Consider the following 20,896-nt stretch of genomic DNA (forward strand, 5'->3'; position numbering starts at 1 on the left):
TTAGCGGAGTCAGTCACGTGCAGATTCGCCCCTTTCAAGAAGCCGACCGGGCCGCCGTCATCCAGCTTTGGCAGGATTGCGGGCTCACTGTTCCGTGGAACGACCCCAACAAAGACATCGATCGCAAATGCCAGGTCGGTGCCGATTTATTTTTAGTCGGCGAAACCAATGGCAAACTCATCGCCTCCGTCATGGGCGGCTATGAAGGCCATCGCGGCTGGGTAAATTACCTGGCCGTCGATCCCAACCATCAGGGTCAGGGCCACGCCAAGCAACTGATGCACACCCTGGAACAAAAGTTGATCACACTCGGCTGCCCCAAAATCAACCTGCAAGTGCGCAGCACCAACACGCGCGTCATGGCGTTCTATGACGCTCTGGGTTATCAGGTCGATGCAGCGGTCAGTCTGGGCAAACGCCTAATCAGCGATCAGCCATGACGCTGACGGACGCGACTCAATTTCCCTTACGACTGACCGTTCTGGCCAGCTGGCCGCGATTGCTGTTACAGACGTTCGAACGGCTCGACCTTCCCGCTGATCAATTGGCCCGCGAAGCCGGCCTGATTCCGGAACAACTGGCGGATGCCAACGCTCGAGTGCCGTCTATGGCAGTGGTCCAACTGTGGCGACTGGGTCTGGCTCGAACGGATACCAATCTGCCACTGGCCATCGCCGAGCACGTCAATGCCGGTACCTTTCACGCTCTCGGTTTTGCCATGGCCAGCAGCGACACCGGACGCGATGCATTGGCCTTGCTGGAGCGGTATTACTCGCTGATGACCACAACCATCCAGCTGCATCGGGTCGAACAACCGGGCCAGTGCGGTCTGCGCATGCACTCCAGTCCCTTACTGCATCACCTGTTGGAAAACTTTGCCGAAGCCGATCTGAACGACAGCCTCGGCCAATTGCGTGAAGCCGGTGCTCTGGCTCTGGTTTCACTGTGCCGTCACTACTTCGGCGTGCGCTTCACCCCGCATTCGGTCAGTTTCCGACGCCATCTTGGCACCAGCCGAGACGACTATGCTCACATCCTCGGTTGCCCGGTGCAGGACAACGCCAACCAGGACACCATCTGGTTTGACAACGAATTACTCGACCGGCCACTGCCTTCCGCCAACGCCCATTTAGCGACCGTCAATGAGCAGGTGGTAGCCAGTTATCTGCGTTTGCTGCAACAAGATTGGCCCAGCCAGGTGGTTTCGGAAATCATCTTGCAGATGCCTGCGGGCAAGGTAACTCAACAGAGCGTGGCGCAGGCGCTGAATTTATCCTCACGCACGCTGCAACGGCGCTTGAATGAAGCACACATCAGCTTTCGAGAACTGCTGCAGCAAGCGCGTCAAGAGCTGGCGGTGCAGTACATTCGCCACAGCGACATTGCCATTCTGGAGATTGGCTACCGGCTCGGTTTCAGCGAACCGGCCAATTTCACGCGGGCGTTTCGTCAATGGACCGGGGAAGCGCCGGCGCGGTTTCGCGAACGAGCACGCAGCGCAGCACCATAGCCAGACCGCCGTAAAACAACGCCAACAGCCACTGCGCCCAAGCCGATGCCTCGACGCCCATAAATGCCGTACCCAACAAAGCCTCAGCGGCCCGGGTGGCTGGTAATCCATCCGCCAGAGGCAACAGCCAATCGGCCATGGCAAAGTGCGGCCAGCTGATACCGGTCAGCAATAACAGGGGTACCGACAGCGGCAACAACCACAACAGCGGTGTTTCCAGTCGCTGCATCGGTCGCGACACAATCATCCCGAACCAGATGGCACTGAGCACAAAGGGCAAACCGAAACCGAACAACTGAGCCCCATCGAGCGCCGGCCATACGCCTTCCAATGGCAACGCCCAACGAAACAGATAGAGCACCAACGCCAAACCGTGCACTCCGTAGATCAGGGTTTGGGCAACGAAGCCAAGAAGCGGCTTGGTGAGGGAACCGGCTTCACGCTGAGCGCCCCAATGCATACCCACCGCCAGCATCAATACCTGCTGCACCAAAAACAGATACACGCCCGGCACCAAATACTGCAGGTAAGAGCGATCCGAATTAAACAGCGGCGTCAGTGCCAGCTGTAACGGCTCGGCGCGCGCCTCGGCTTGAATCGCATTGCCCAATGTTTGCAAACGATGCGGTTGCGCCCATCGATCCGATTCCGCCCGAATCACCTGCGCCATCGAGCGCGCCGCGGTACCGTACACCAGAAAATTGCTGGCGCTGCCACCATAAGCCAAGGTGACGGCCTTGCCGCGTTCCAGATTCGCCTGCATGCCGCCGGGTATATTTAAATAGGCCTGGACGTCACCGACCATCAACGCCTCGGAACGACCAGCATCGGTGGCCGTCACCTGCGTCACCCGCAGTTGCGGTGTCGCATCCAGCCGGTCAATCAACCGCCGGCTTGCCTGACTTTGATCCGCATCCACCACCCACAGCGCCACCTCAGTGACCACGCCCGCCTGATAAGGCAGGGGATAAAACAACGAATAAAACAGCGGGGCGCCGATCAGAATGAGCAGAATGCCTCGATAACGAAACAGCAATGCCCATTCGGCTTTCAAACCAGACCACATCAGCTTCAATCCCATCAGAAGTGCCCCGTCCATTTAGGCTCGGCCACTTTACGGCGCAATAACAGCACCGCCGGTGGCCACAGCAATAACGTCATCAAACCCAAGGGCCATAATTGCGACCATAAAAAGCTCAAGCTGACATCAAAGTGCAGCACCTGATCTTGCCAGCGAATCAGGCTACCCACTGGCAACAACGACTGCCAAAACCGCGCCGCGCCAATCATATTGGTCACCGGAAAAGTCACCCCGATAAAAGCAAAGGCGGGCAGGGTATAGGCCGCCGCCACTGACAGTGCCTTGCGCAGGTTATGCAACAAGGCCATCGCCAACACAGCCGCACTGATATAAAACGCCGCAACCCAGGTGCTCAGCAGCATCAGTCTGGGCAGACGCCAACCCCAGGGCAGTTGCAACGCGTGCAACGCCTGCAGATGAAAGACCGCCGCCCAACCGAGCAGCACCAGCGTTAAAGGCAGCAATTTGCCCACCAAGGCCACACTCAGGCGCTCACCACTGAGCCGCCACCACTGCGGTGCCGAACCTTCGCGAAATTCCCGACCCAAAGCGTACAGCGTGCTCAGCACCAGCAGCACATGCCAAACATGGCTGTGCAATGAAGCACGCAGAAAGGATTGATAATTCAGCCACTGGTTTCCGGCGACCGAACGCTCAGCGCTGATCGGCACCACCTGCGCTTTGGCCTGGGTCATCGTCTGGCCGTGCACCACAAATTGACTGGCGGTTTCGCGCAGGCTGCTTTCAATGACAAAGCGCACCAGCTGATTGGTTAGCAAGGTACCCATCATGTAACTTTGCTGATTCACATAGGCAGGAATCTGCTGTGGCAAACCAATCTGCAATTGCTCGGCAAAACCATCGGGTATCACCAGATACCCAAAACTGCGCTGCGCCCGCACGTGCGCCAGCGCCGCCTGGCTGCCGCTGTGAACCACACTGACGTCCAGAGTTGGCGAACTGTTAAGGCGATAAGCCAGATCACGACTGGCCGGCGTGTTGTCTTCGTCGACGACCTGAAACGGCACCGACTGCACCGCAGGCTGAGCGATAATGCCGCCCAGCAGAATCGCTGCCAGCGCCGGAGCGCCAAACAACAAGAACAGATAGCTGGGCTGGCGCACCAGGGTACGCAACTCACGTTGCAGTACTTTGATCACGGCGAGTTCAGCCATGCTCAGCCGCCGTTTCGATGATGACCGTCATACCCGCGCGCCAGTCATTCACCGGCTCGACCGGACGAGCCTGCACTTCAAAAGTCCGCAAGTCCGCTTCACCGCTGTGAGTGGCACGCCAAGTGGCGTATTCACCTAACGGCGAAACATAGCTGACGCGCAATTCCACGCTCCGATCCAGCGCAGGCAGATAACCGCGAATGACCGACTGCGGTGCAAACTCAACCAGACGATCTTCACGCACGTGGAAACGCACCCAGGCATCGTCGAGGTTAGTCAGCGTCACCACCGGAAAACCCGCCGGAGCGATTTCGCCACGGTGAATCAACACTTCGGTGACTTCACCGGCCGCGGGCGCAGTGATCCGAGTTTCTGCATAGAGTGACTGCACTTCGGCCAGTTGCGCCTGCGCCGCATTGGCTTCGCTGCGGGCTGCGGTGCGCAGTTCATCTTCAGTTCCGTTTTGCGCCTGGAGGAATTGCTGATGCGCAGCCTCGGCGGCGTATCCAGCCGACTCGGCCTGGGTTTCGGCCTCGTCCAGACGCTGCTGAGAGACCAGACCATCCGCGTGCAAATTGCGCAATCGTTCGGCAGTGGTCTGGGCTAAGTCGGCAGCGGCCTGAGCGCGTTGCCATTGGTCCCGCGCCTGAGCTAATTCTTCTTGGCGCGCTCCGCGATCGGCGCGTTCACTCATCGCCTGCTTCGCATCCACCGCCGCCTGGGCTTGATCGAGTCGCGCCTGCAATTCCGGACTGGTCAGTTCAAATACTAATTCTCCGGCTTCAACCTGGTCACCTTCACGCACGGCGACCTGGGCGACACGCCCTGCGATTTTGCCGCTGACACGGATGGTTTGAGCATCCACCGTGCCTTGCAGCAAAGGTTCCGGCGCTTGCGCCTGGGTGACATAGCCGTAGCCGAGAATGCCACCCAAAGCGGCCAGATAGGCCAGACTGACGATCATGGCTTTGTTGTTCATTGAGATCGGTTCCTGCGTTCAATAAGGAAAAAGAAAGTTAGCGTTTAGCGCGCCGCCTGACGGTCCAGTAGGGCAAAGAAGGAACGGCTGTCACCGGCGCGAATATAGAGCCGCGCCAATGCCTGATGCTGCGCCACCACCGCCTGCAAACGTTGCATCCGAACCGCCGCCAGGGCGGTTTCTGCTTCGATACGATCCAGGTCAGTACTGAGCCCCTGGTCATAACCGCGCTGGGTCAGTTCGACGCGCTGTTGCACCAACGCTTCGGTCGAGGCCAGTGAGTCGATATTGGCTTCGGCACGACGCAGATCGCGGTAGTCCAGTTGCAGCCGGCTGGTTAAGTCAGTCTCACTTTGAACGCGCTGCTGTTGCACCTGATCCACGCGCGCCAGGGCGGCTCGGCGTTGGTGCAACCGATTGCCGCTGTCGAGCAACGCCCATTGCACCGACACCCCCGCCGCCCAGCGCGGATCGAGGGCGGTCAAACCATCGGGCAGCAATTCGTAGCGACCAAACAGCGCCACCGTCGGTAACCAGCTTGCGTTATTGGCGTCAGCACCAGCGGCTGCTAAATCGGCCTGGGCCTGCAACTGTGCAATTTCCGGTGATTGCGTCAGTAAGGTTTGGTGTAACCGATCCAGGTCCGGATGCGCCGACAAAGACGTCAATTGGCCGGGCTGCGGCAAGGGGACAGCCGTCCCGACCAACTGACGATAAACCAGAGTGGCCAATTCCAAATCGGCCTGGGCATTGGACAGTTCGCGCCGGGCTTCATCGCGCTCCACCGCCACCGCAAGACGATCCGCCGTGGCAATCAGTCCTTCCTGCTCACGCCGCGTGGCGCTGTAGACTTGGCGATCCAGACTGTCGAGCCGGCGCTGACGGATATCGATCGCTTCCCGCGCCAGCACCAGGCTGTAATACCGGTCGACCAGCTGCAGCAGAACGCTCTGCTGATACTGCTCAGCCTGAGCCTGCTGGTCATCGTGCCGCGCATCAGCGACCGTCACCGCCGCCTGCAATCGCCCACCGGTGTAGACCGGTAAGGTCGCTTCGAGTGTGGCGGTGGTGTACTGATCCTGCTGAATGGTTTCGCTCATAGGCGGCGCCATTGGATTCAGCGCACTGATGTCGACCGTTAACGACAAATCATCATTCAGCTGCGTATAGCGGCTGTTCAGGGTCAGGGTGGGTCCATAACGCCAACGCTCCGAACGCGCCTGTGCCTGCTGAGCGTTGACCGCCGCGCTTTGCGCCTGCAATCCCGGATGATCGAGTTGGACCTGGTGCCAGAGCGTTTCCAGCTCGGATGCGTGTGCCAGTGGCGTCAGCAAGGCAGCCAACATCACCAGCAGGTAGGACTGTTTCATAACGCCTCATTCGATTGATCTCAGGGCGCAAAGTTTAGGAGCAGCGTTGATGTGCACGGCTGTCATTTCCCGCCAAGCAGTTGTCAGCCGGGTCGCTATTTTCGATACTCGCTCCACGTCTGTTGTTATCGAGATTCCTATGTCTGTTATCCGCCTCGCCTCCGGCGCCCAATTACGTCCAGCCACCGAAGCCGATGTGCCGGCCATCCTCGGTTTTATCTGCGAATTGGCGGACTACGAGCACCTGCGCCACGAAGTCACCGCGACCGAAGAAAAACTGCATGCCAGTCTCTTTGGCGAACAGCGCTACGCCGAAGTGATTCTCGCCGAAGTCGACGGCAACGCCGTCGGTATGGCGCTGTTCTTCCACAACTACTCCACCTTTTTGGCGCAACCCGGCATTCATCTGGAAGATCTCTACGTGCAACCCGCGCATCGCAGCCTGGGCCTGGGCAAAGCACTGATCACCCGATTGGCACAGCTCGCGGTGGAGCGCAACTGCGGTCGTCTGGAATGGCAGGTACTGGACTGGAACGAACCTGCTCGTCAGTTTTATCGCGCCCTGGGTGCTCAGGCTCTTGATGGCTGGCTGACCAAGCGGGTCACCGGTGACGGTCTCACTCAGATGGCCGCTCAGTTCGAGCGTTGTCTATGACTCCGGCGGTCGTACAACTCGACAAAGCTAAGGTCGACTACCAGCTGCATCGCTTTGAAGTCGCCGACAGCGACGAAGGCTATGGACTGGCGGCCGCCAAAGCTTTGGGCGTGGCGCCGGAACGGGTGTTTAAAACCCTATTGATCAGTTTTAACGGCGACGCCAAATCGCTCGGCGTCTGTATTTTGCCGGTGACCGGCACGTTGAACCTCAAACGGGCCGCCAAAGCGCACGGTCAAAAGTCGGCACAAATGGCGGATCCGGCCATCGCCGAAAAAACCACCGGTTATGTGGTGGGTGGCATCAGTCCATTGGGACAAAAAAAGCGCTTGCCGACCGTCATCGACAGCAGCGCAGAACACTTAGCCACACTCTTTGTCAGTGGCGGCAAGCGCGGTCTGGATCTAGAATTAGCGACCCCGGCCCTGCAACAGCTGACCGGTGCGCGCTTCGCCATGCTGGTTAACGACTAAGCTGCAGCGGCAGCGTACAAGAGACCAAGCCATGTCTTTTATCATTCGTGCCAGCGCCAGCTACCTGCCTCGCAATGCCATCAGCGCCGAGCAACTGGATCAGCGATTAGGCCTGCCCGAAGGCCGCTGCCGCTCGCGTTTCGGCGTGGAAAAACGCCACTACGCCGCCCCCGACGAAACCTCACTCTATATGGGCGCACATGCGGCTCAACGGGCGCTCAATGACGCCGGCCTTTCGCTAGCCGACGTCGATTTACTGCTGTGCGCCAGCGGCACCAATCATCAAGCCTTGCCCTATAACGCGGCCGGTTTATTACGCACCTTAAACGCGTCGACGCCCATCGCCAGCATGGATGTGAACGCGACCTGCTTATCGTTTTTGGCGGCACTCGATCTGGCCGACGCCGCTTTGGCGCGCGGCCGTTATCAACGCATTTTGATCGTCTCCAGCGAAGTCGCCAAAATCGGGGTGCACGATCACGAAATCGAAGCCGCCACTTTGTTTGCCGACGGCGCAGCGGCTTTTATTCTCGACGCCAGCGAGTGCCAAAGCGGGCTGCTCACCAGCCGTTTTCGTACGTACCCCGAAGGCTATGAACTGTGTCAGATTCGCGCCGGGGGAAGCGGCCTGCATCCACGCCAATACGGTGCCGAGGCGGCCGCTGAAGGCAGCTATTTTGAAATGCAGGGTAAAGCGCTGTACCGGCTGGTCGCGCAACTGGCGCCTGACTTTATTCAACAGGGATTAGCCCCGTTGGGCCTGACACTCGCCGACATCGATTACTACGTGCCTCATCAGGCCAGCCACGCCGGACTGGTCAATCTGGTACGGCAATTGAACCTGGATAACCATAAAGTCATCAATCGTTTTGCCACCCTGGGCAACCAGATCGCCGCCTCCATTCCCATCGCATTGGACGACTTACTGCGCAACCGGCCAACGAGCGATCAGCAGACCGTGTTACTCTTTGGTTCGGCGGCCGGCTTAGCCTTGGGAATGGGAGTATTACGACTGTGAAATTGTTAATCACCGGCGGCACCGGCATGCTCGGTCAAGCGTTGCTCCGCCGCTATCACGACCGTTTTGAAATCGCCTTCACTGGCCGTAATCGCGCCCTCGGCCATGCCCTGGCGAGCGAAACTTCGGCGCAATTTTTCCCCCTTGAATTAACCGACAAGTCGGCGCTCGAACAAGCCTGTCACACGGTGGATGCCGTCATTCATTGCGCCGCGCTGTCCAGCCCTTGGGGATCCTTTACCGCTTTTAATCAGGCCAATGTTCAGGGCACGGACAACTTGCTCGCTGCCGCTGAACGTCAGCAGGTGCCACGCTTTGTGCACATCTCCACGCCCAGTCTGTATTTTCAATTTCGCGATGCGCTGGATATTCACGAAAGCCAGACCCTGCCAAAGCGTTTTTGCAATCACTACGCCGCCACCAAAGCCATCGCCGAACAAGCGGTTAAACGCAGTTCACTGCACAGCGTTATTTTGCGACCGCGGGGTATTTTTGGCCCGCACGACAATGCCATTTTGCCGCGGATTATTGCGGCCGTGCGCAATGGTAATTTGTGGTTACCTTCGGGGCGTAATCCTCGCGTTGATCTGACCTATGTCGACAACGTCGCCGACGCGGCCATTTTGGCAGCAACCCGTGAGGTCGCCTCCGAATCGATCTATAACATCAGCAATGGTGAACCGGTGCAGTTGCTCGATGTGCTGTCGCGACTGTTTGAACAGTTGGGTGAGCCGACACGTATTCGCCCCCTGCCTTATCCATTGCTGGCTCCGGTTATTTCCGCTGCCGAAAAATTGCATCACTATTGGCCTGGCCAACCAGAACCCACTTTAACGCGCTACAGCGCGGCGCTGTTTCACTTTCATCAGACCTTGAATATTGACCGTGCGCGCCACGAATTAGGTTACCAACCCACCGTTTCTATCGATGAAGGAATTCAACGCTATGTCCACTGGCGTCAGCGTTCGCTGGTTTGAATCCGGTCACTGTGTTCACCCCGGTTTCATGGTGAAGCCCGGTTCGGGCCTGGCACCGCGGCACTTTCCCGCCGGCGTCGCATTGGTCGATCACCCCAGCGAAGGCAAACTGTTATTCGACACCGGCTACCACGCTCAGTTCGCGCGCAGTACCCAGCATTTTCCAGAACGTTTTTACGCGCTGGTAACGCCTCACACCCTGGCCGGTGGAGACAGCGTCAAAGAACAACTGGCGGCTTTGGATATCGATGCGTCTGACATTCGGCATCTGGTGTTATCGCATTTTCACGGCGACCACGTTGCGGGGATCTGCGACTTTGACCAGGCGCGTCTGCATTGTCATCCAGGTGGTTATCGATTCTTAACCGAACGCAATCGTCTGCAACGTTTACAAAAAGGTTATCTGCGCGAATTACTGCCCGCTGAGGCGGAAAACCGTCTGACGTTTACCGATCAATTTGAATTAGACCTCGGCGACATTCTGCAAATGGACAGTGGACCAGTGGGTCTATCCGCGACCGATCTTTTTAACGACCAGTTATTGTATCTGGTCAATCTACCTGGGCACGCCGCGGGACAAATTGGGTTACTGGTTCGATTGCAGCAAAGCTTTATATTCTTCCTCGCTGATGCCTGTTGGCTGATCGATAATCTGCGCGATGGCATTAACCAGCATTGGTTGGCCAATATTCTGTGTGATGATCGCCGGGTTTACGTCGACACTCTGAACAAACTCAGACAGTGTTACGAACAAACGGCCGACCGTGTTCAATTTGTGCCATCACACTGCCAGGAAACATCACAGCAGTTATTGAAACAAGGCTGGATGCGCTGATCGCTAATAGGAATCAGAGTTATGGAAAAGCTGACCATCCTGCGCCACCTGGCAGCGACACGCTTAAGGCAGTTTTCCTCACGCTCGCACCTGGAAAACTGGCAACAGAAAAAGCTGCGTCAGCACCTTGATTGGGTCTGTGAACACTCACCACTGTACCGTGACTATCAAGGCCAACCGCTGGAGGCGTTTCCGTTGATGGATAAAGCCACGATGATGGCGAACTTCGATCAACTGAACACCCGCAACCTGAAACGCGATCACTTATTCGAACGCGCGTTGAAAGCAGAACTGAGTCGCGATTTCAGTCAATCACACCTGGGTGATGTCACCGTGGGTTTGTCGTCCGGCACATCCGGTCAACGGGGCTTATTTTTGGTATCACGCCAAGAACGCTTAGAGTGGGCCGGTGTCATTCTCGCTAAATTATTACCCTCACTTTTTGCACGCCAGCGCGTTGCGTTGCTCTTGCGCGCCGACAGCCCGCTGTATCAAACCGTAGGCAAAGGCCGCATTCAATTTCACTACGCCGATGTCACTCAACCCGCCGAACAGTGGCTGGCCAAGTTGGAAGCCTTTCAGCCGACCTTGCTGGTTGGTAGTGCACAGGCGTTGCAATGGTGTGCCCATCACAGCCAGACATTAAGCCCCTCTCTGGTAATCTCTGGTGCCGAGGTTCTGACACCGAGCGACCGTCAATTGCTGGCCCATCGTTTTGCGTGCCCGATTCACGAAATTTACCAATGCACGGAAGGTTTTCTGGCCTGTACGCATCGCGATGGTGTGTTGCGCTGGAACGAAGATGCGGTGCATATCGAACCGCACTGGCTTAATCAGCAACGCACTCATTTTTCCCCCATCATCACCGACTTCCGGCGACGCACACAGCCCATCATTCGCTACCACCTCGATGATGTGATTGAAGCAGGCGATGCACCCGGCGTATTCCGCGCCATCGCCAGCATCGGTGGCCGCAGTGGCGACGTGTTAAAACTGCCAGGCATTGAAAGCGATATAACCGTTCTGCCCGACTTGATCTATCGCGCCATCGCCTTAGCCAGCGACCAGCCGTTGGATTATCGCATCAGTCAAATCGACGCAGCCCGAATTCGCATCGAAAGCGATGACCGCCACAGCGACATCGAACAAGCATTGCGCACCTTATTCATCAGTCTCGGAGTGATCGACACGCTGCAAATCGATAAAGCACCTGCGCCACTTTGGACAGCCACGAATAAACAACGCCGAGTCATGAATTTATGGACGTCCTGATTACCGGCGCTCGGGCACCGGTCGCCCTGGAGTGGGCGCGACTGGCACTGGCAGGGGGTCATAACGTCTGGCTGGCCGACAGCCTGAAGTGGCCGTTGGGTCGCTTCGTAAATGGCATTCAAGGCTACTTGCAATTACCACCACCAGCATTAGAAATGAATGCTTTCACGCTGCAACTGAAGCAGTTTTTACACCGTCAGAACATCGATTTATTGATCCCAACCTGTGAGGAAATTTTTTATCTGGCACAGGCGCGTGCTCAGTGTGGATCGGGCGCTAAATGGTTGATGCCCGAACAGTCATTACTGTTTCAGCTGCATCATAAATATCAGTCATTGTCGCTGCTCGATGGCTTGGCGTCGGTTCGAACGCCGGCTACCCGTTTATGCGAATCCGCTGAGCAAATAACCGACGAACAGAACACCATCTTAAAACCGGTGTATTCACGTTTTGGTCGGCAATTTGTCGCCCAAGCAAAGCCTGGGGTACTGCGTACCGATCAAATCCATACTGACTATCCGTGGGTGCAACAAGAACGGATTGAGGGCCGTGCGCTGTGTAATTATGCGTTGTTCGAAAACGGTCAGTTGATGGCCCATCAGGCCTATCAACCGTGTTATTTATTAAACCAGGCGGCGTCCAGTTATTTCGATCCGATAAGCGACTCAAGACTGCAGGCGTTTGCACAACAGTTTGGCCAGAAAACCGGTTTTCACGGTCAGGCGGCTTTCGATTTTATCGACCGAGACGGCGAGCTTTTTTGCCTCGAATGCAACCCGAGAGCAACCAGCGGTCTGCATCTTTTAAGAGAGCGCTTGCAGCTTAATCGCGAAGGTCATTTTCACGTTGCAGACGGTAATGCCCGGGCATTCCGGGTGGGCTTCTCTTTACCGGTGATGTTTGGTTTACCGGCATTGAGGCAAGGTCACTTCAGGCAACTGCTACACGATTATCGTCGCGCCGACGATGTGCTCAAAGATAAACAAGCACCGTTAAAACGACGAGCGCCCTGGCTTGCACTGTTGGAGATGGTGGTTCGCATGATCCGCTGGCGCAAACCGATGACCGATGTCAGCACCTTCGATATCGAATGGAACGGTCCACAACCGAAGGGCACTCCCTTATGTTGAACGCGACCGAACAGAATCGCTGTTTCTTTGAGCAAATGCAGCAACCCAACCTGATCCGCAATGTCCAAACCGACTTTGTGCTTTACCAACAAGGCGATGTACTGGTCCCCACCAGTGTTAATGAAGCGCATCCAGATAATGGCTGGGTGGTGTCTCCGCTGACTCAGATCATCGGTTACGCCCAGGATGAACTGCCCAAACTGCGGTCGGTTGCACTGCGCGCTTTAAGCAGAATACTCATTGCGGTTTTATCGGGACCGTTGCGGTTGGCAAAGCTGGATCGACTGCAGGTGCTGAACAATCAATGTTTGTCGACCAATGTCTACTCAGACCAATGGCAGCACCTGAACCTCGCTCAATTGCGTCAACTAGCGGTGGAAAAATTTCCACATCACACTGTCATGTTGCGTTCGCTCAACGCCACTCAGAATGCAGCCATTATTCACCAAGCACAGCAAGACGGCTGGTTGCCCGTGGTGACTCGTCAGGTGTATCTGTATCGCGATCACGATCGCTGGTGGGCGCGTCACAATGCACGCATTGATGATCGATTGCTGCAACAGCCCGACTGGCGTTTCCAGTTATTAGACCCGAACGACAAAGCGCAAATGGCGCGCGCTGAGCGCCTGTATAACCAGCTTTATATCGATAAATACAGCCGCCACAATGTTCAGTTCAGTGCCGACTGGTTTCGTGTCTTTTCGGCCAACGGCTTACTCGAACTCTACGGCCTTTTTTATCGCAACCAGCTTGTCGGCATTGCAGGCCTCTATGGTGTCGACCAAACACTGACTGCGCCGGTGATCGGCTACGACACCGACCAGCCCATTCAACGGGCACTCTACCGTCGGTTAATTGCCTTTGTGATTCGCTACGCCATGGATCGTCAGTTAACACTCAATCTCAGCGCTGGCTCGCCCGATTTTAAACGTCGCCGGGGCGGTGAAGCCGCCATTGAATACAGTTATATTTATGTGCGTCATCTCAGCTTCTACCGGCGTTCTGTCTGGCGTTTGTTATCCGGGCTCAGCCGTTATTTTTATCGACCTTTGCTGGAGCGATTCAAACTGTGAAGCCAGTTGCCGATTTCCCCTACTCCGGTGTCGCCGGTTGCTGGCATCCTCTATTGGCCAGCCGGGATTTAACGACCAAGCCCGTCGCCGTTTCACTGATGGGCATGCCGCTGGTGCTGGCCCGACTGGACGGTCAGCCGCGCTTGTTTTCCGATCGCTGTCCGCACCGGTTAATTCCGCTGTCGCAGGGGTTTATTGCCAGTGATCAACTGGTCTGCCCGTATCATGGCTGGGCGTTTGATGCCGCCGGTCAGTTACAACACACACCCGGCACAGCCAGGTGCCGTACCCACGCCAAACTGGAGGCATACCCGCTGGTTGAGCGCGACGGTTTGTTATGGACACGCTTGCAAGACGGTCAAGACAGTCCATTAGGATATTCCGACTTACCCGACTACGTTTACGCCAGTGCTTACCGCCGTCTGCCCTGCAACTTTTTTCAAAGCATCGAAAATTTTCTCGACCCGTGTCACACACCCTATGTGCATAAAGGCCTGTTGCGTAATCGCGGTGCACAACAGATGGCGACTTCACAAAGCGTCCATGACGGCGGCTTTCGTACTGAATTCACATTAACCCAACAACAGAATGGCTGGATTAACCGGTTATTTGATCCGGGTGTTGACGTCAACGTTGGCCGTTTTGATTTGCCCGGCCGGGTCGAGTTGGATTATCTGAAACAGGGCAAAATTCTGCTGCGCGTGGTGTTGTTCTTTGTGCCCCGCAGCGATCGCGAAACCGGCATGTTTGCCCGTCTTTATGCACCCAAGTCGTGGCTGCCCGCCAGCCTGCGTTTTGCGTTGTTTAAACCCTTTGCCGAGACCCTCTTTCGTCAAGACCGAGCCATGCTCATGCAACAGCAACAGGCCGTCGACACCTTCGGCGAACACTACCGCTTTGCCGAAACCGATATTGTCGCCCGGCCACTGTGGGCGCTGTTGCATGGTCAGCCCGCCAAAGCCGGGGCCGATATCACGCTGGACGTTGAAGCCGGACAGTAGCCCGATTGCCCGCAGCGATTCGGCGGATCGTTACAGTCCTCGCAGTAATGTTGAATAAACGTCACGAACTGCTCATCCGGGCTTGAGCCGGGGTCGGAATTTGCTATGTTGCGTGCATCCTTATCACAAACGGTACAACAACAATGAAAAGCCTTATTTCTGCTGTGATCACCCTGGGCATGTTGCTGCCCCTGACTGCTTTTGCCGAATCCATGTCCGCTGAAGGCAACTGGCGCACCATCGACGATGAAACCGGCGAAGCCAAAAGCATCGTGCGCATCTGGAACGATGGCGGTGAACTGAAAGGTGAAATCGTTGAGCTGCTCAACCCGACCGAACCCAACCCGGTCTGTACCGAATGCAAAGGGTCACGTCGCAACCAGCCGCTGGTTGGCCTGAACATCATCTGGGGCCTGGAGCAAGATGGCGACGAGTGGGTCGACGGCAATATTCTCGATCCTCAAAACGGCAAAGAATACAGCGCCCAACTCAAAGTCACCGAAGGTGGCAGCCAATTGGAAGTCCGTGGCTATCTCGGTTTCGCCTTGATCGGTCGCACCCAGACTTGGCACCGCGTCGACTAATAACGCCGGCGGCAACCGTAAAGCGGTTGCCGCTGACTGGCCTTAGTGCAGCCGAGCAGCCTAGAATGCGGCGCAAAGCTAACCCTTGGATGCCCGGTTGTGAGTTTGTTGATTGCCCTCGTTCTGGCCGTTGCCCTGGTCGCTTCGCCTGACGCCCTCCGATTTGAACTGATTCGCGCCCTACGCGCACAGCCCGACCGCCTGTTGCCTGTCGTTATCTCGCGTTTTGTAGCAACCACTGTTCTGGCATTGCTCCTGGCTTGGCTGTTATTCCACTGGGCCGCATCAAATCCGGCCGGTCCGGCAATGGTGGTGTTCAGTGGGGTGATGACTGCGCTGTGGTTATGGACGCGCTTTTGGACCCGTACCTTTATTGCCGACCCAGACCATCCCCTGTTCCGAACCACCAGCAGCGCCATTGTGCTGGCAACGGTGCTGTCGGTAACGCTTTGGCTGGCGCTGTTTACCCACACGGCTTTGCTGTTGGCCTGGACTGGAGCATCGGTCTGGCTGTTTGTGCTGGCACTGATCTGGCCGCTGGCCGACGCTCTGATTCTGATCTGGGGAAGTCGTTCACCGCGCGCCGGGGAATGGCTGGTGCAGGAAAGCACGCAACAGCGCTGGGGTCGTGGACTGGGTTTACTATTGGTGCTGATTGCGTTTTGGGCCATCTGGGCCGTCCTGGCCCAGGGCTGACTGAGGTACGCCTCAGTAAAATTCGCCGTCTTCGGCCATGGTGTTGATGACAGTGAGTTGCTTGACGCCATCAGGTGTTCCCAACAACAGAACATCGGCCGGACGCAACGCAAACAAGCCGTTGGTCACCACGCCGGGAATGTTGTTGATCTCTTTTTCCAGCGCGACAGCGTCGTCGATATCCAGTTCAAAGACATCGAGAATCTGATTGCCGTTATCAGTCACAGCCCCTTCGCGATACACCGGATTTCCCCCCATGGCCTGCAGTTTGCGGGCCACAGCACTGCGTGCCATCGGAATCACTTCCACTGGCAAGGGGAAGCTGCCGAGCTTTTGCACCGCCTTGGATTCATCGGCGATGCAGATAAAAGTTTTCGCCACAGAAGCGACAATTTTCTCCTGCGTCAGCGCCGCGCCACCGCCTTTGATCAACTGCAGCTTACGGTTGGCTTCGTCGGCACCGTCGACATAGACCGTTAACTTGTCGACCTCGTTCAGCTCAAACACCTCAATGCCATGACCGCGCAACCGCTCAGCGGTGGCGTCACTGCTGGCGACCGCGCCGCGAAACTCGTCTTTGACAGTGGCCAGCGCATCAATAAAGCAATTAGCAGTAGAGCCGGTGCCGACGCCAATAATGGCCTCAGGCTTAAGGTCCGGCTTAATGAACTTGAGTGCCGCCTCGGCGACAGCTTGTTTCAATTCGTTCTGATCCATATCGGTCTCTCGTCATCTCTGGCTGCATTATAGCCCGCAAAGGGACCTAGGTTGAAAAACAGTATGCCGCAATTCGCGGCCGTCGTGCATTTCCGGGCTGTAGCAAAAACCGTACAATCCTAAAGCGCCCAGCGCGCCCCATTCATCCGGACAGTAGGATTCGTTCATGCTCGAACAGTACGTTAAGAAAATCCTCAACGCCAAAGTCTACGATGCTGCTATCGAAACGCCTTTGGAACCCGCCGCCTTTCTCAGCCGCCGGATGAATAACCAGATTTTAATTAAACGCGAAGACCTGCAGTCGGTGTTCTCGTTTAAGCTGCGCGGCGCCTACAACAAGATGACCACGCTGAACGAAGAACAACTGGCCAAAGGCGTTATCTGCGCCTCAGCGGGCAACCATGCTCAGGGCCTGGCTGAAGCGGCGCGGCTGATGGGCGTGAAAGCCACCATTGTCATGCCCAAGACCACGCCGGACATCAAAGTCGCCAACGTCCGTGCGCGTGGCGGTAAAGCGGTATTGGTGGGCGACTCGTTCGACGAAGCCCTGGCCCACGCGCAAAAACTGGAAGCCGAAAAAGGCCTGACCTTTATTCACCCCTTCGACGACCCGGACATCATCGCCGGTCAAGGCACAGTGGCGCGCGAAATTCTGCATCAGCACCGTGGCGCACCCATCGACGCCGTTTTTATTCCGGTTGGCGGCGGCGGCTTGGCGGCGGGTATGGCGGCTTACATCAAATACCTGCAACCGCAGATCAAAGTCATCGGCGTTGAATTCGAGGAAAGCGCTTGCCTGTCCGCCGCCATGAAAGCGGGAAAGCGAGTGACCCTGGATCAGGTTGGCATCTTTGCCGACGGCATTGCGGTGGCCCAAATCGGCAAACACGGTTGGAAGATCTGCAAAGACCACATCGATGAAGTCATCACCGTGAGCTCCGATGAAATCTGCGCAGCGGTTAAAGACATCTTTGACGACACCCGTTCCATCACCGAGCCAGCCGGTGCTACCAGCGTTGCGGGCATGAAGAAATTCGTGGCCCGCGAAGGCTGGGAAGGCAAGACGCTGGTGACCATCTCCTCCGGCGCCAACACCAACTTTGATCGCCTGCGTTATGTTGCCGAGCGCGCCGAAGTCGGTGAACACCGCGAAGCGATTTTGTCGGTCACCATTCCGGAACGACCCGGTGCATTTAAGCAGTTTGTGTCGATCATCGGCAAACGGGCTGTGACTGAATTCAATTACCGCTACGCCGACGACAACGAAGCGAAGATTTTCGTGGGTGTGAAAATCAGCAGCAACGAAGAGCGCCAGGAACTGGTGCAGGCGCTGCGCGACGCCGATCATGCGGTGCTAGATTTAACCGACAACGAAGTCGCGAAATCGCACATCCGCCATATGGTAGGCGGCCATGCGCCCGACATTGCCGACGAACGACTGTATCGCTTTGAATTCCCGGAACGACCGGGCGCGCTGGGTAAATTCCTTAACACGCTGGGCGGTAACTGGAACATTTCACTGTTTCACTACCGCAACCACGGTGCGGCCTATGGCCGGGTTTTGGCTGGCATTCAGGTGCCCAAGTCGGACATGAAAAACTTCCGCACCAAGCTGGATGAACTGGGCTACCCGTATTGGGATGAGTCTGAGAATCCGGTTTACAGCGTGTTCCTGGGGTAACACGCTGGAGGGCGCTTAGGTGCTGCGCATCGGGAGACGGGAGACGCCAATCCGTTAAGCGTCTTCCGTCCGGACGGCGTAACGCTCCCACTTCCCGCTATACTCCCAAACTCACCCAAAACACCGCCCGCCATGTCGCCCGCCGAACAGGAAAAAATAGAACTGGAACATCAGGCGGCGCGGCTGTTTATGCGCCACTGGGAGCGCAATCAGGGGGTGCCCATTCGGCATATCTGGCACAACCGGCCGGATAAGCCCGATGTCTCCTGTTTTCTTGATGGCGAACGTCTGGACCTGGAAATCGCTCACCTCTACGGCAGTGAAGCCGAAGCCATGGCCATTCTCGGCCGCGACCTCAGCGACGCGACGGTGCGCGAGCTGGCCGAACTCAATGCCAGCGATACCGATGGACGTCTGCTGCGGGCGTTAAATCGCATCCTGGCGATGAAAGCCGAGAAAACTTACAACAGCGACCGCGTCTGGCTGGTCATCCGCAACGCCAACCCGCACTGGTCGCGCACCGACATCGAAGCGCTGCAACACCACATCAGCGTGCCCGACGGCCACCCGTTCGAACAAATCTGGCTGGTGGCGGATATGTATGCCAGTAGCGGGATAGTGCAGTTGTATCCATAGACGCTAAACGCTTAGGGGAGACGCCAAAGACCACTAACACAGCGTCCAGCGTCTCCCGTTTCGCGTCTTCCGGCGCACAGCGCCAAACTGATCCTTTTTTATTCAGCCTAAGCGGTTATAATGCGCGCCCCTTATTTCCCCCGGACCCTGAAGTTGTGATCGAGAACCTGCGTAATATCGCCATCATCGCCCACGTTGACCATGGTAAAACCACCCTGGTCGACAAGCTGCTGCAGCAGTCCGGCACCCTCGGCCGCAAGGACCAGGGCGCCGAGCGCATCATGGACTCCAATGACCAGGAGCGTGAGCGCGGTATTACCATTCTGGCCAAAAACACGGCCATTAAGTGGCAGGACTATCGCATCAACATCGTCGATACTCCCGGACACGCCGACTTCGGCGGCGAAGTGGAGCGGGTATTGTCGATGGTCGACTCGGTGCTGTTGCTGGTCGACGCCGTCGACGGCCCGATGCCACAGACGCGTTTCGTGACCTCCAAGGCGTTCGAAAAAGGCCTCAACCCCATTGTTGTCATCAACAAGATCGACCGCCCGGGCGCCCGTCCGGATTGGGTCATGGATCAGGTCTTCGATCTGTTTGACCGCCTCGGCGCGACTGACGAACAGTTGGACTTCCCGATCATCTATGCCTCTGCGTTGAACGGCATCGCCGGTGATGATCCGGAGAGCATGGCTGACGACATGACGCCGCTGTTCGAAATGATCACCAAGCAGGTGAAAGCGCCCAACGTCGAAATGGACGGCCCGCTGCAGATGCAGATTTCCGCCCTCGACTACAACTCTTACGTCGGTGTTATCGGTGTCGGCCGCATCAAGCGCGGCAAGCTGAAGACCAACGATCAGGTGGTTGTGGTTGGCCGCGATGGCAGCAAGAAGAAAGGTCGCATCCTGCAGGTCATGGGTTACCACGGTCTGGAGCGTGTTGAAGTGCCTGAAGCCGAAGCCGGCGACATCGTCTGCATCACCGGCATCGAAGGCTTGAACATCTCCGATACGATTTGCGAACCGAACACCCCTGAAGCACTGCCCGCGTTGACCGTTGATGAACCAACAGTGAGCATGACCTTCCAGGTTAACGACTCACCCTTCGCCGGTCTGGAAGGCAAGTTTGTGACCTCGCGCAATATAAAAGATCGCCTGGATCAGGAACTGATTGCCAACGTCGCCCTGCGCGTTGAACAGGGCGAAACTGCGGACAAATTCAAAGTCTCCGGTCGCGGTGAGCTGCACTTGTCGGTGTTGATCGAAAACATGCGCCGCGAAGGGTTTGAACTGGCAGTATCGCGTCCGGAAGTGGTGCAACGAGTGATCGACGGCGAAGTTCAGGAGCCGTACGAGCATGTCGTAATCGACATCGAAGAACAGCACCAGGGCGGTGTGATGGAAGAACTCGGTTTGCGCAAAGCCGAGATGACCAACATGGAAAACGATGGCAAGGGCCGCATCAAGCTCGAGTTCATCGTGCCGTCACGTGGCCTGATCGGTTTCCGTGGCATGTTCCTGACACTGACCTCCGGCTCCGGCATCATGACCTCGATCTTCGATCACTACGGCCCGGTTAAAGGTGGCGAAATGTCCGGTCGCCAAAACGGCGTACTGGTGAGCATGGCCAAAGGCAAGACGCTGGCCTACAGCTTGTTCCAGTTGCAGGATCGCGGCCGTCTGTTGCTCGGTCACGGTGAAGAAATCTACGAAGGTCAGATCATCGGTATTCACAGCCGCGATAACGACCTGGTGGTGAACCCGACCAAGGCCAAACAGCTCACCAACGTGCGTGCCTCCGGTACTGACGAAGCCACCACGCTGAGCCCGCCGATTCGTCATACTCTGGAACAGGCGCTGGAATTTATCGAAGACGATGAGCTGGTGGAAGTCACCCCAGAATCCATCCGTCTGCGCAAAAAGCTGCTGACCGAAAACGAGCGCAAACGCGCCGGTCGCGGCAAAGGCTGATAAAAAATCGGGCAACGCCACGGTATTGCCCGCTTTCCTTCTCAGCTCACGGCATTCTGC

The 20,896-nt window shown here is 56.8% G+C and carries 21 protein-coding genes; 16 read left to right on the forward strand and 5 right to left on the reverse strand.

All coding sequences use genetic code 11. The features are described from left to right. Positions 1–17: 17 nt before the first annotated feature. Entirely contained in the window at positions 18–440 is a 423-nt protein-coding gene (locus BGP77_RS01240; RefSeq protein WP_108162922.1) for a GNAT family acetyltransferase, read from the forward strand. After that, positions 437–1,510, forward strand: coding sequence for an AraC family transcriptional regulator (locus tag BGP77_RS01245; RefSeq protein ID WP_108162923.1), 1,074 nt, complete (start codon positions 437–439; stop codon positions 1,508–1,510). Before BGP77_RS01240 ends, BGP77_RS01245 begins: the two co-directional genes overlap by 4 nt. Here the strand turns inward: BGP77_RS01245 and BGP77_RS01250 are convergent. From BGP77_RS01250 to BGP77_RS01265, 4 genes are read right to left on the reverse strand one after another with little or no spacing between them, the layout of a single operon-like run. Further along, the gene (locus BGP77_RS01250; RefSeq protein ID WP_158269231.1) at positions 1,434–2,591 is read right to left on the reverse strand and encodes an ABC transporter permease; all 1,158 of its coding nucleotides are present in this window, start codon (positions 2,589–2,591) and stop codon (positions 1,434–1,436) included. The two genes, BGP77_RS01245 and BGP77_RS01250, sit on opposite strands and share 77 nt — an antisense overlap. Next, positions 2,591–3,766: an ABC transporter permease gene (locus BGP77_RS01255; RefSeq protein ID WP_108162925.1), complete on the reverse strand. Its 1,176-nt coding sequence runs from the start codon at positions 3,764–3,766 to the stop codon at positions 2,591–2,593. Before BGP77_RS01255 ends, BGP77_RS01250 begins: the two co-directional genes overlap by 1 nt. Continuing rightward, a complete protein-coding gene (locus BGP77_RS01260) occupies positions 3,759–4,745 on the reverse strand; it encodes an HlyD family secretion protein (RefSeq protein WP_108162926.1) in 987 nt (328 codons plus the stop codon). The genes BGP77_RS01255 and BGP77_RS01260 overlap by 8 nt, the downstream gene beginning before the upstream one ends. A gap of 44 nt (positions 4,746–4,789) precedes the next feature. Further along, positions 4,790–6,115, reverse strand: coding sequence for a TolC family protein (locus BGP77_RS01265; protein ID WP_108162927.1), 1,326 nt, complete (start codon positions 6,113–6,115; stop codon positions 4,790–4,792). A gap of 139 nt (positions 6,116–6,254) precedes the next feature. Here BGP77_RS01265 and BGP77_RS01270 point away from each other — a divergent pair, with 139 nt between their 5' ends. The 11 genes from BGP77_RS01270 (at position 6,255) to BGP77_RS01320 (ending at position 15,829) form a co-directional block, all read left to right on the forward strand. Then, positions 6,255–6,770 (forward strand): GNAT family N-acetyltransferase, encoded by a 516-nt coding sequence (locus tag BGP77_RS01270; RefSeq protein WP_108162928.1) that lies wholly within the window; start codon positions 6,255–6,257, stop codon positions 6,768–6,770. Further along, the gene (ybaK, locus tag BGP77_RS01275; protein WP_108162929.1) at positions 6,767–7,243 is read left to right on the forward strand and encodes a Cys-tRNA(Pro) deacylase; all 477 of its coding nucleotides are present in this window, start codon (positions 6,767–6,769) and stop codon (positions 7,241–7,243) included. Before BGP77_RS01270 ends, ybaK begins: the two co-directional genes overlap by 4 nt. A gap of 31 nt (positions 7,244–7,274) precedes the next feature. Then, the gene (locus BGP77_RS01280; RefSeq protein ID WP_199224162.1) at positions 7,275–8,261 is read left to right on the forward strand and encodes a 3-oxoacyl-[acyl-carrier-protein] synthase III C-terminal domain-containing protein; all 987 of its coding nucleotides are present in this window, start codon (positions 7,275–7,277) and stop codon (positions 8,259–8,261) included. Further along, positions 8,258–9,238, forward strand: coding sequence for an NAD(P)-dependent oxidoreductase (locus tag BGP77_RS01285; RefSeq protein WP_108162930.1), 981 nt, complete (start codon positions 8,258–8,260; stop codon positions 9,236–9,238). The genes BGP77_RS01280 and BGP77_RS01285 overlap by 4 nt, the downstream gene beginning before the upstream one ends. Then, positions 9,207–10,073 (forward strand): MBL fold metallo-hydrolase, encoded by an 867-nt coding sequence (locus BGP77_RS01290; RefSeq protein ID WP_108162931.1) that lies wholly within the window; start codon positions 9,207–9,209, stop codon positions 10,071–10,073. Before BGP77_RS01285 ends, BGP77_RS01290 begins: the two co-directional genes overlap by 32 nt. 21 nt (positions 10,074–10,094) lie before the next feature. Then, on the forward strand, positions 10,095–11,345 hold the full coding sequence (locus tag BGP77_RS01295; RefSeq protein ID WP_108162932.1) for a F390 synthetase-related protein: 1,251 nt from the start codon (positions 10,095–10,097) through the stop codon (positions 11,343–11,345). Next, the gene (locus BGP77_RS01300; protein ID WP_108162933.1) at positions 11,333–12,475 is read left to right on the forward strand and encodes a carbamoyl-phosphate synthase large subunit; all 1,143 of its coding nucleotides are present in this window, start codon (positions 11,333–11,335) and stop codon (positions 12,473–12,475) included. The genes BGP77_RS01295 and BGP77_RS01300 overlap by 13 nt, the downstream gene beginning before the upstream one ends. Further along, positions 12,469–13,548 carry a GNAT family N-acetyltransferase gene (locus BGP77_RS01305; RefSeq protein ID WP_158269232.1) on the forward strand — a complete coding sequence of 360 codons (1,080 nt, stop codon included), beginning with the start codon at positions 12,469–12,471 and terminating at the stop codon, positions 13,546–13,548. The genes BGP77_RS01300 and BGP77_RS01305 overlap by 7 nt, the downstream gene beginning before the upstream one ends. Then, positions 13,545–14,549 carry an aromatic ring-hydroxylating dioxygenase subunit alpha gene (locus BGP77_RS01310; RefSeq protein WP_158269233.1) on the forward strand — a complete coding sequence of 335 codons (1,005 nt, stop codon included), beginning with the start codon at positions 13,545–13,547 and terminating at the stop codon, positions 14,547–14,549. Before BGP77_RS01305 ends, BGP77_RS01310 begins: the two co-directional genes overlap by 4 nt. 143 nt (positions 14,550–14,692) lie before the next feature. Beyond that, positions 14,693–15,133: a DUF2147 domain-containing protein gene (locus BGP77_RS01315; RefSeq protein ID WP_108162936.1), complete on the forward strand. Its 441-nt coding sequence runs from the start codon at positions 14,693–14,695 to the stop codon at positions 15,131–15,133. Between the two features lie 99 nt (positions 15,134–15,232). Further along, a complete protein-coding gene (locus BGP77_RS01320) occupies positions 15,233–15,829 on the forward strand; it encodes a hypothetical protein (RefSeq protein ID WP_108162937.1) in 597 nt (198 codons plus the stop codon). A gap of 12 nt (positions 15,830–15,841) precedes the next feature. Here BGP77_RS01320 and rpiA read toward each other — a convergent pair whose 3' ends face one another. Further along, positions 15,842–16,546, reverse strand: a complete 705-nt coding sequence (rpiA, locus tag BGP77_RS01325; RefSeq protein ID WP_108162938.1) for a ribose-5-phosphate isomerase RpiA — start codon at positions 16,544–16,546, stop codon at positions 15,842–15,844. Positions 16,547–16,712: 166 nt separating this feature from the next. On the opposite strand from rpiA, the gene ilvA reads away from it, so the two are divergent. From ilvA to typA, 3 genes are all read left to right on the forward strand, one after another. Continuing rightward, positions 16,713–18,227 (forward strand): threonine ammonia-lyase, biosynthetic, encoded by a 1,515-nt coding sequence (ilvA, locus tag BGP77_RS01330; protein WP_108162939.1) that lies wholly within the window; start codon positions 16,713–16,715, stop codon positions 18,225–18,227. 132 nt (positions 18,228–18,359) lie between these two features. Further along, positions 18,360–18,863 (forward strand): hypothetical protein, encoded by a 504-nt coding sequence (locus tag BGP77_RS01335; protein ID WP_108162940.1) that lies wholly within the window; start codon positions 18,360–18,362, stop codon positions 18,861–18,863. Between the two features lie 155 nt (positions 18,864–19,018). Further along, positions 19,019–20,836, forward strand: coding sequence for a translational GTPase TypA (typA, locus tag BGP77_RS01340; RefSeq protein ID WP_108162941.1), 1,818 nt, complete (start codon positions 19,019–19,021; stop codon positions 20,834–20,836). Positions 20,837–20,896: the final 60 nt, after the last annotated feature.

It is taken from the genome of Saccharospirillum sp. MSK14-1 (assembly GCF_003054965.1).
GTDB lineage: Bacteria > Pseudomonadota > Gammaproteobacteria > Pseudomonadales > Natronospirillaceae > Saccharospirillum.

What these genes read in the sequence shown, in the direction of transcription:
- BGP77_RS01245 (WP_108162923.1), top strand. Translation starts at nt 437, where the DNA reads ATGACGCTGACGGACGCGACTCAATTTCCCTTACGACTGACCGTTCTG.
- BGP77_RS01250 (WP_158269231.1), bottom strand. Translation starts at nt 2,591, where the DNA reads ATGGGATTGAAGCTGATGTGGTCTGGTTTGAAAGCCGAATGGGCATTG.
- BGP77_RS01255 (WP_108162925.1), bottom strand. Translation starts at nt 3,766, where the DNA reads ATGGCTGAACTCGCCGTGATCAAAGTACTGCAACGTGAGTTGCGTACC.
- BGP77_RS01260 (WP_108162926.1), bottom strand. Translation starts at nt 4,745, where the DNA reads ATGAACAACAAAGCCATGATCGTCAGTCTGGCCTATCTGGCCGCTTTG.
- BGP77_RS01265 (WP_108162927.1), bottom strand. Translation starts at nt 6,115, where the DNA reads ATGAAACAGTCCTACCTGCTGGTGATGTTGGCTGCCTTGCTGACGCCA.
- BGP77_RS01270 (WP_108162928.1), top strand. Translation starts at nt 6,255, where the DNA reads ATGTCTGTTATCCGCCTCGCCTCCGGCGCCCAATTACGTCCAGCCACC.
- ybaK (WP_108162929.1), top strand. Translation starts at nt 6,767, where the DNA reads ATGACTCCGGCGGTCGTACAACTCGACAAAGCTAAGGTCGACTACCAG.
- BGP77_RS01280 (WP_199224162.1), top strand. Translation starts at nt 7,275, where the DNA reads ATGTCTTTTATCATTCGTGCCAGCGCCAGCTACCTGCCTCGCAATGCC.
- BGP77_RS01290 (WP_108162931.1), top strand. Translation starts at nt 9,207, where the DNA reads ATGTCCACTGGCGTCAGCGTTCGCTGGTTTGAATCCGGTCACTGTGTT.
- BGP77_RS01295 (WP_108162932.1), top strand. Translation starts at nt 10,095, where the DNA reads ATGGAAAAGCTGACCATCCTGCGCCACCTGGCAGCGACACGCTTAAGG.
- BGP77_RS01300 (WP_108162933.1), top strand. Translation starts at nt 11,333, where the DNA reads ATGGACGTCCTGATTACCGGCGCTCGGGCACCGGTCGCCCTGGAGTGG.
- BGP77_RS01305 (WP_158269232.1), top strand. Translation starts at nt 12,469, where the DNA reads ATGTTGAACGCGACCGAACAGAATCGCTGTTTCTTTGAGCAAATGCAG.
- BGP77_RS01315 (WP_108162936.1), top strand. Translation starts at nt 14,693, where the DNA reads ATGAAAAGCCTTATTTCTGCTGTGATCACCCTGGGCATGTTGCTGCCC.
- rpiA (WP_108162938.1), bottom strand. Translation starts at nt 16,546, where the DNA reads ATGGATCAGAACGAATTGAAACAAGCTGTCGCCGAGGCGGCACTCAAG.
- ilvA (WP_108162939.1), top strand. Translation starts at nt 16,713, where the DNA reads ATGCTCGAACAGTACGTTAAGAAAATCCTCAACGCCAAAGTCTACGAT.
- BGP77_RS01335 (WP_108162940.1), top strand. Translation starts at nt 18,360, where the DNA reads ATGTCGCCCGCCGAACAGGAAAAAATAGAACTGGAACATCAGGCGGCG.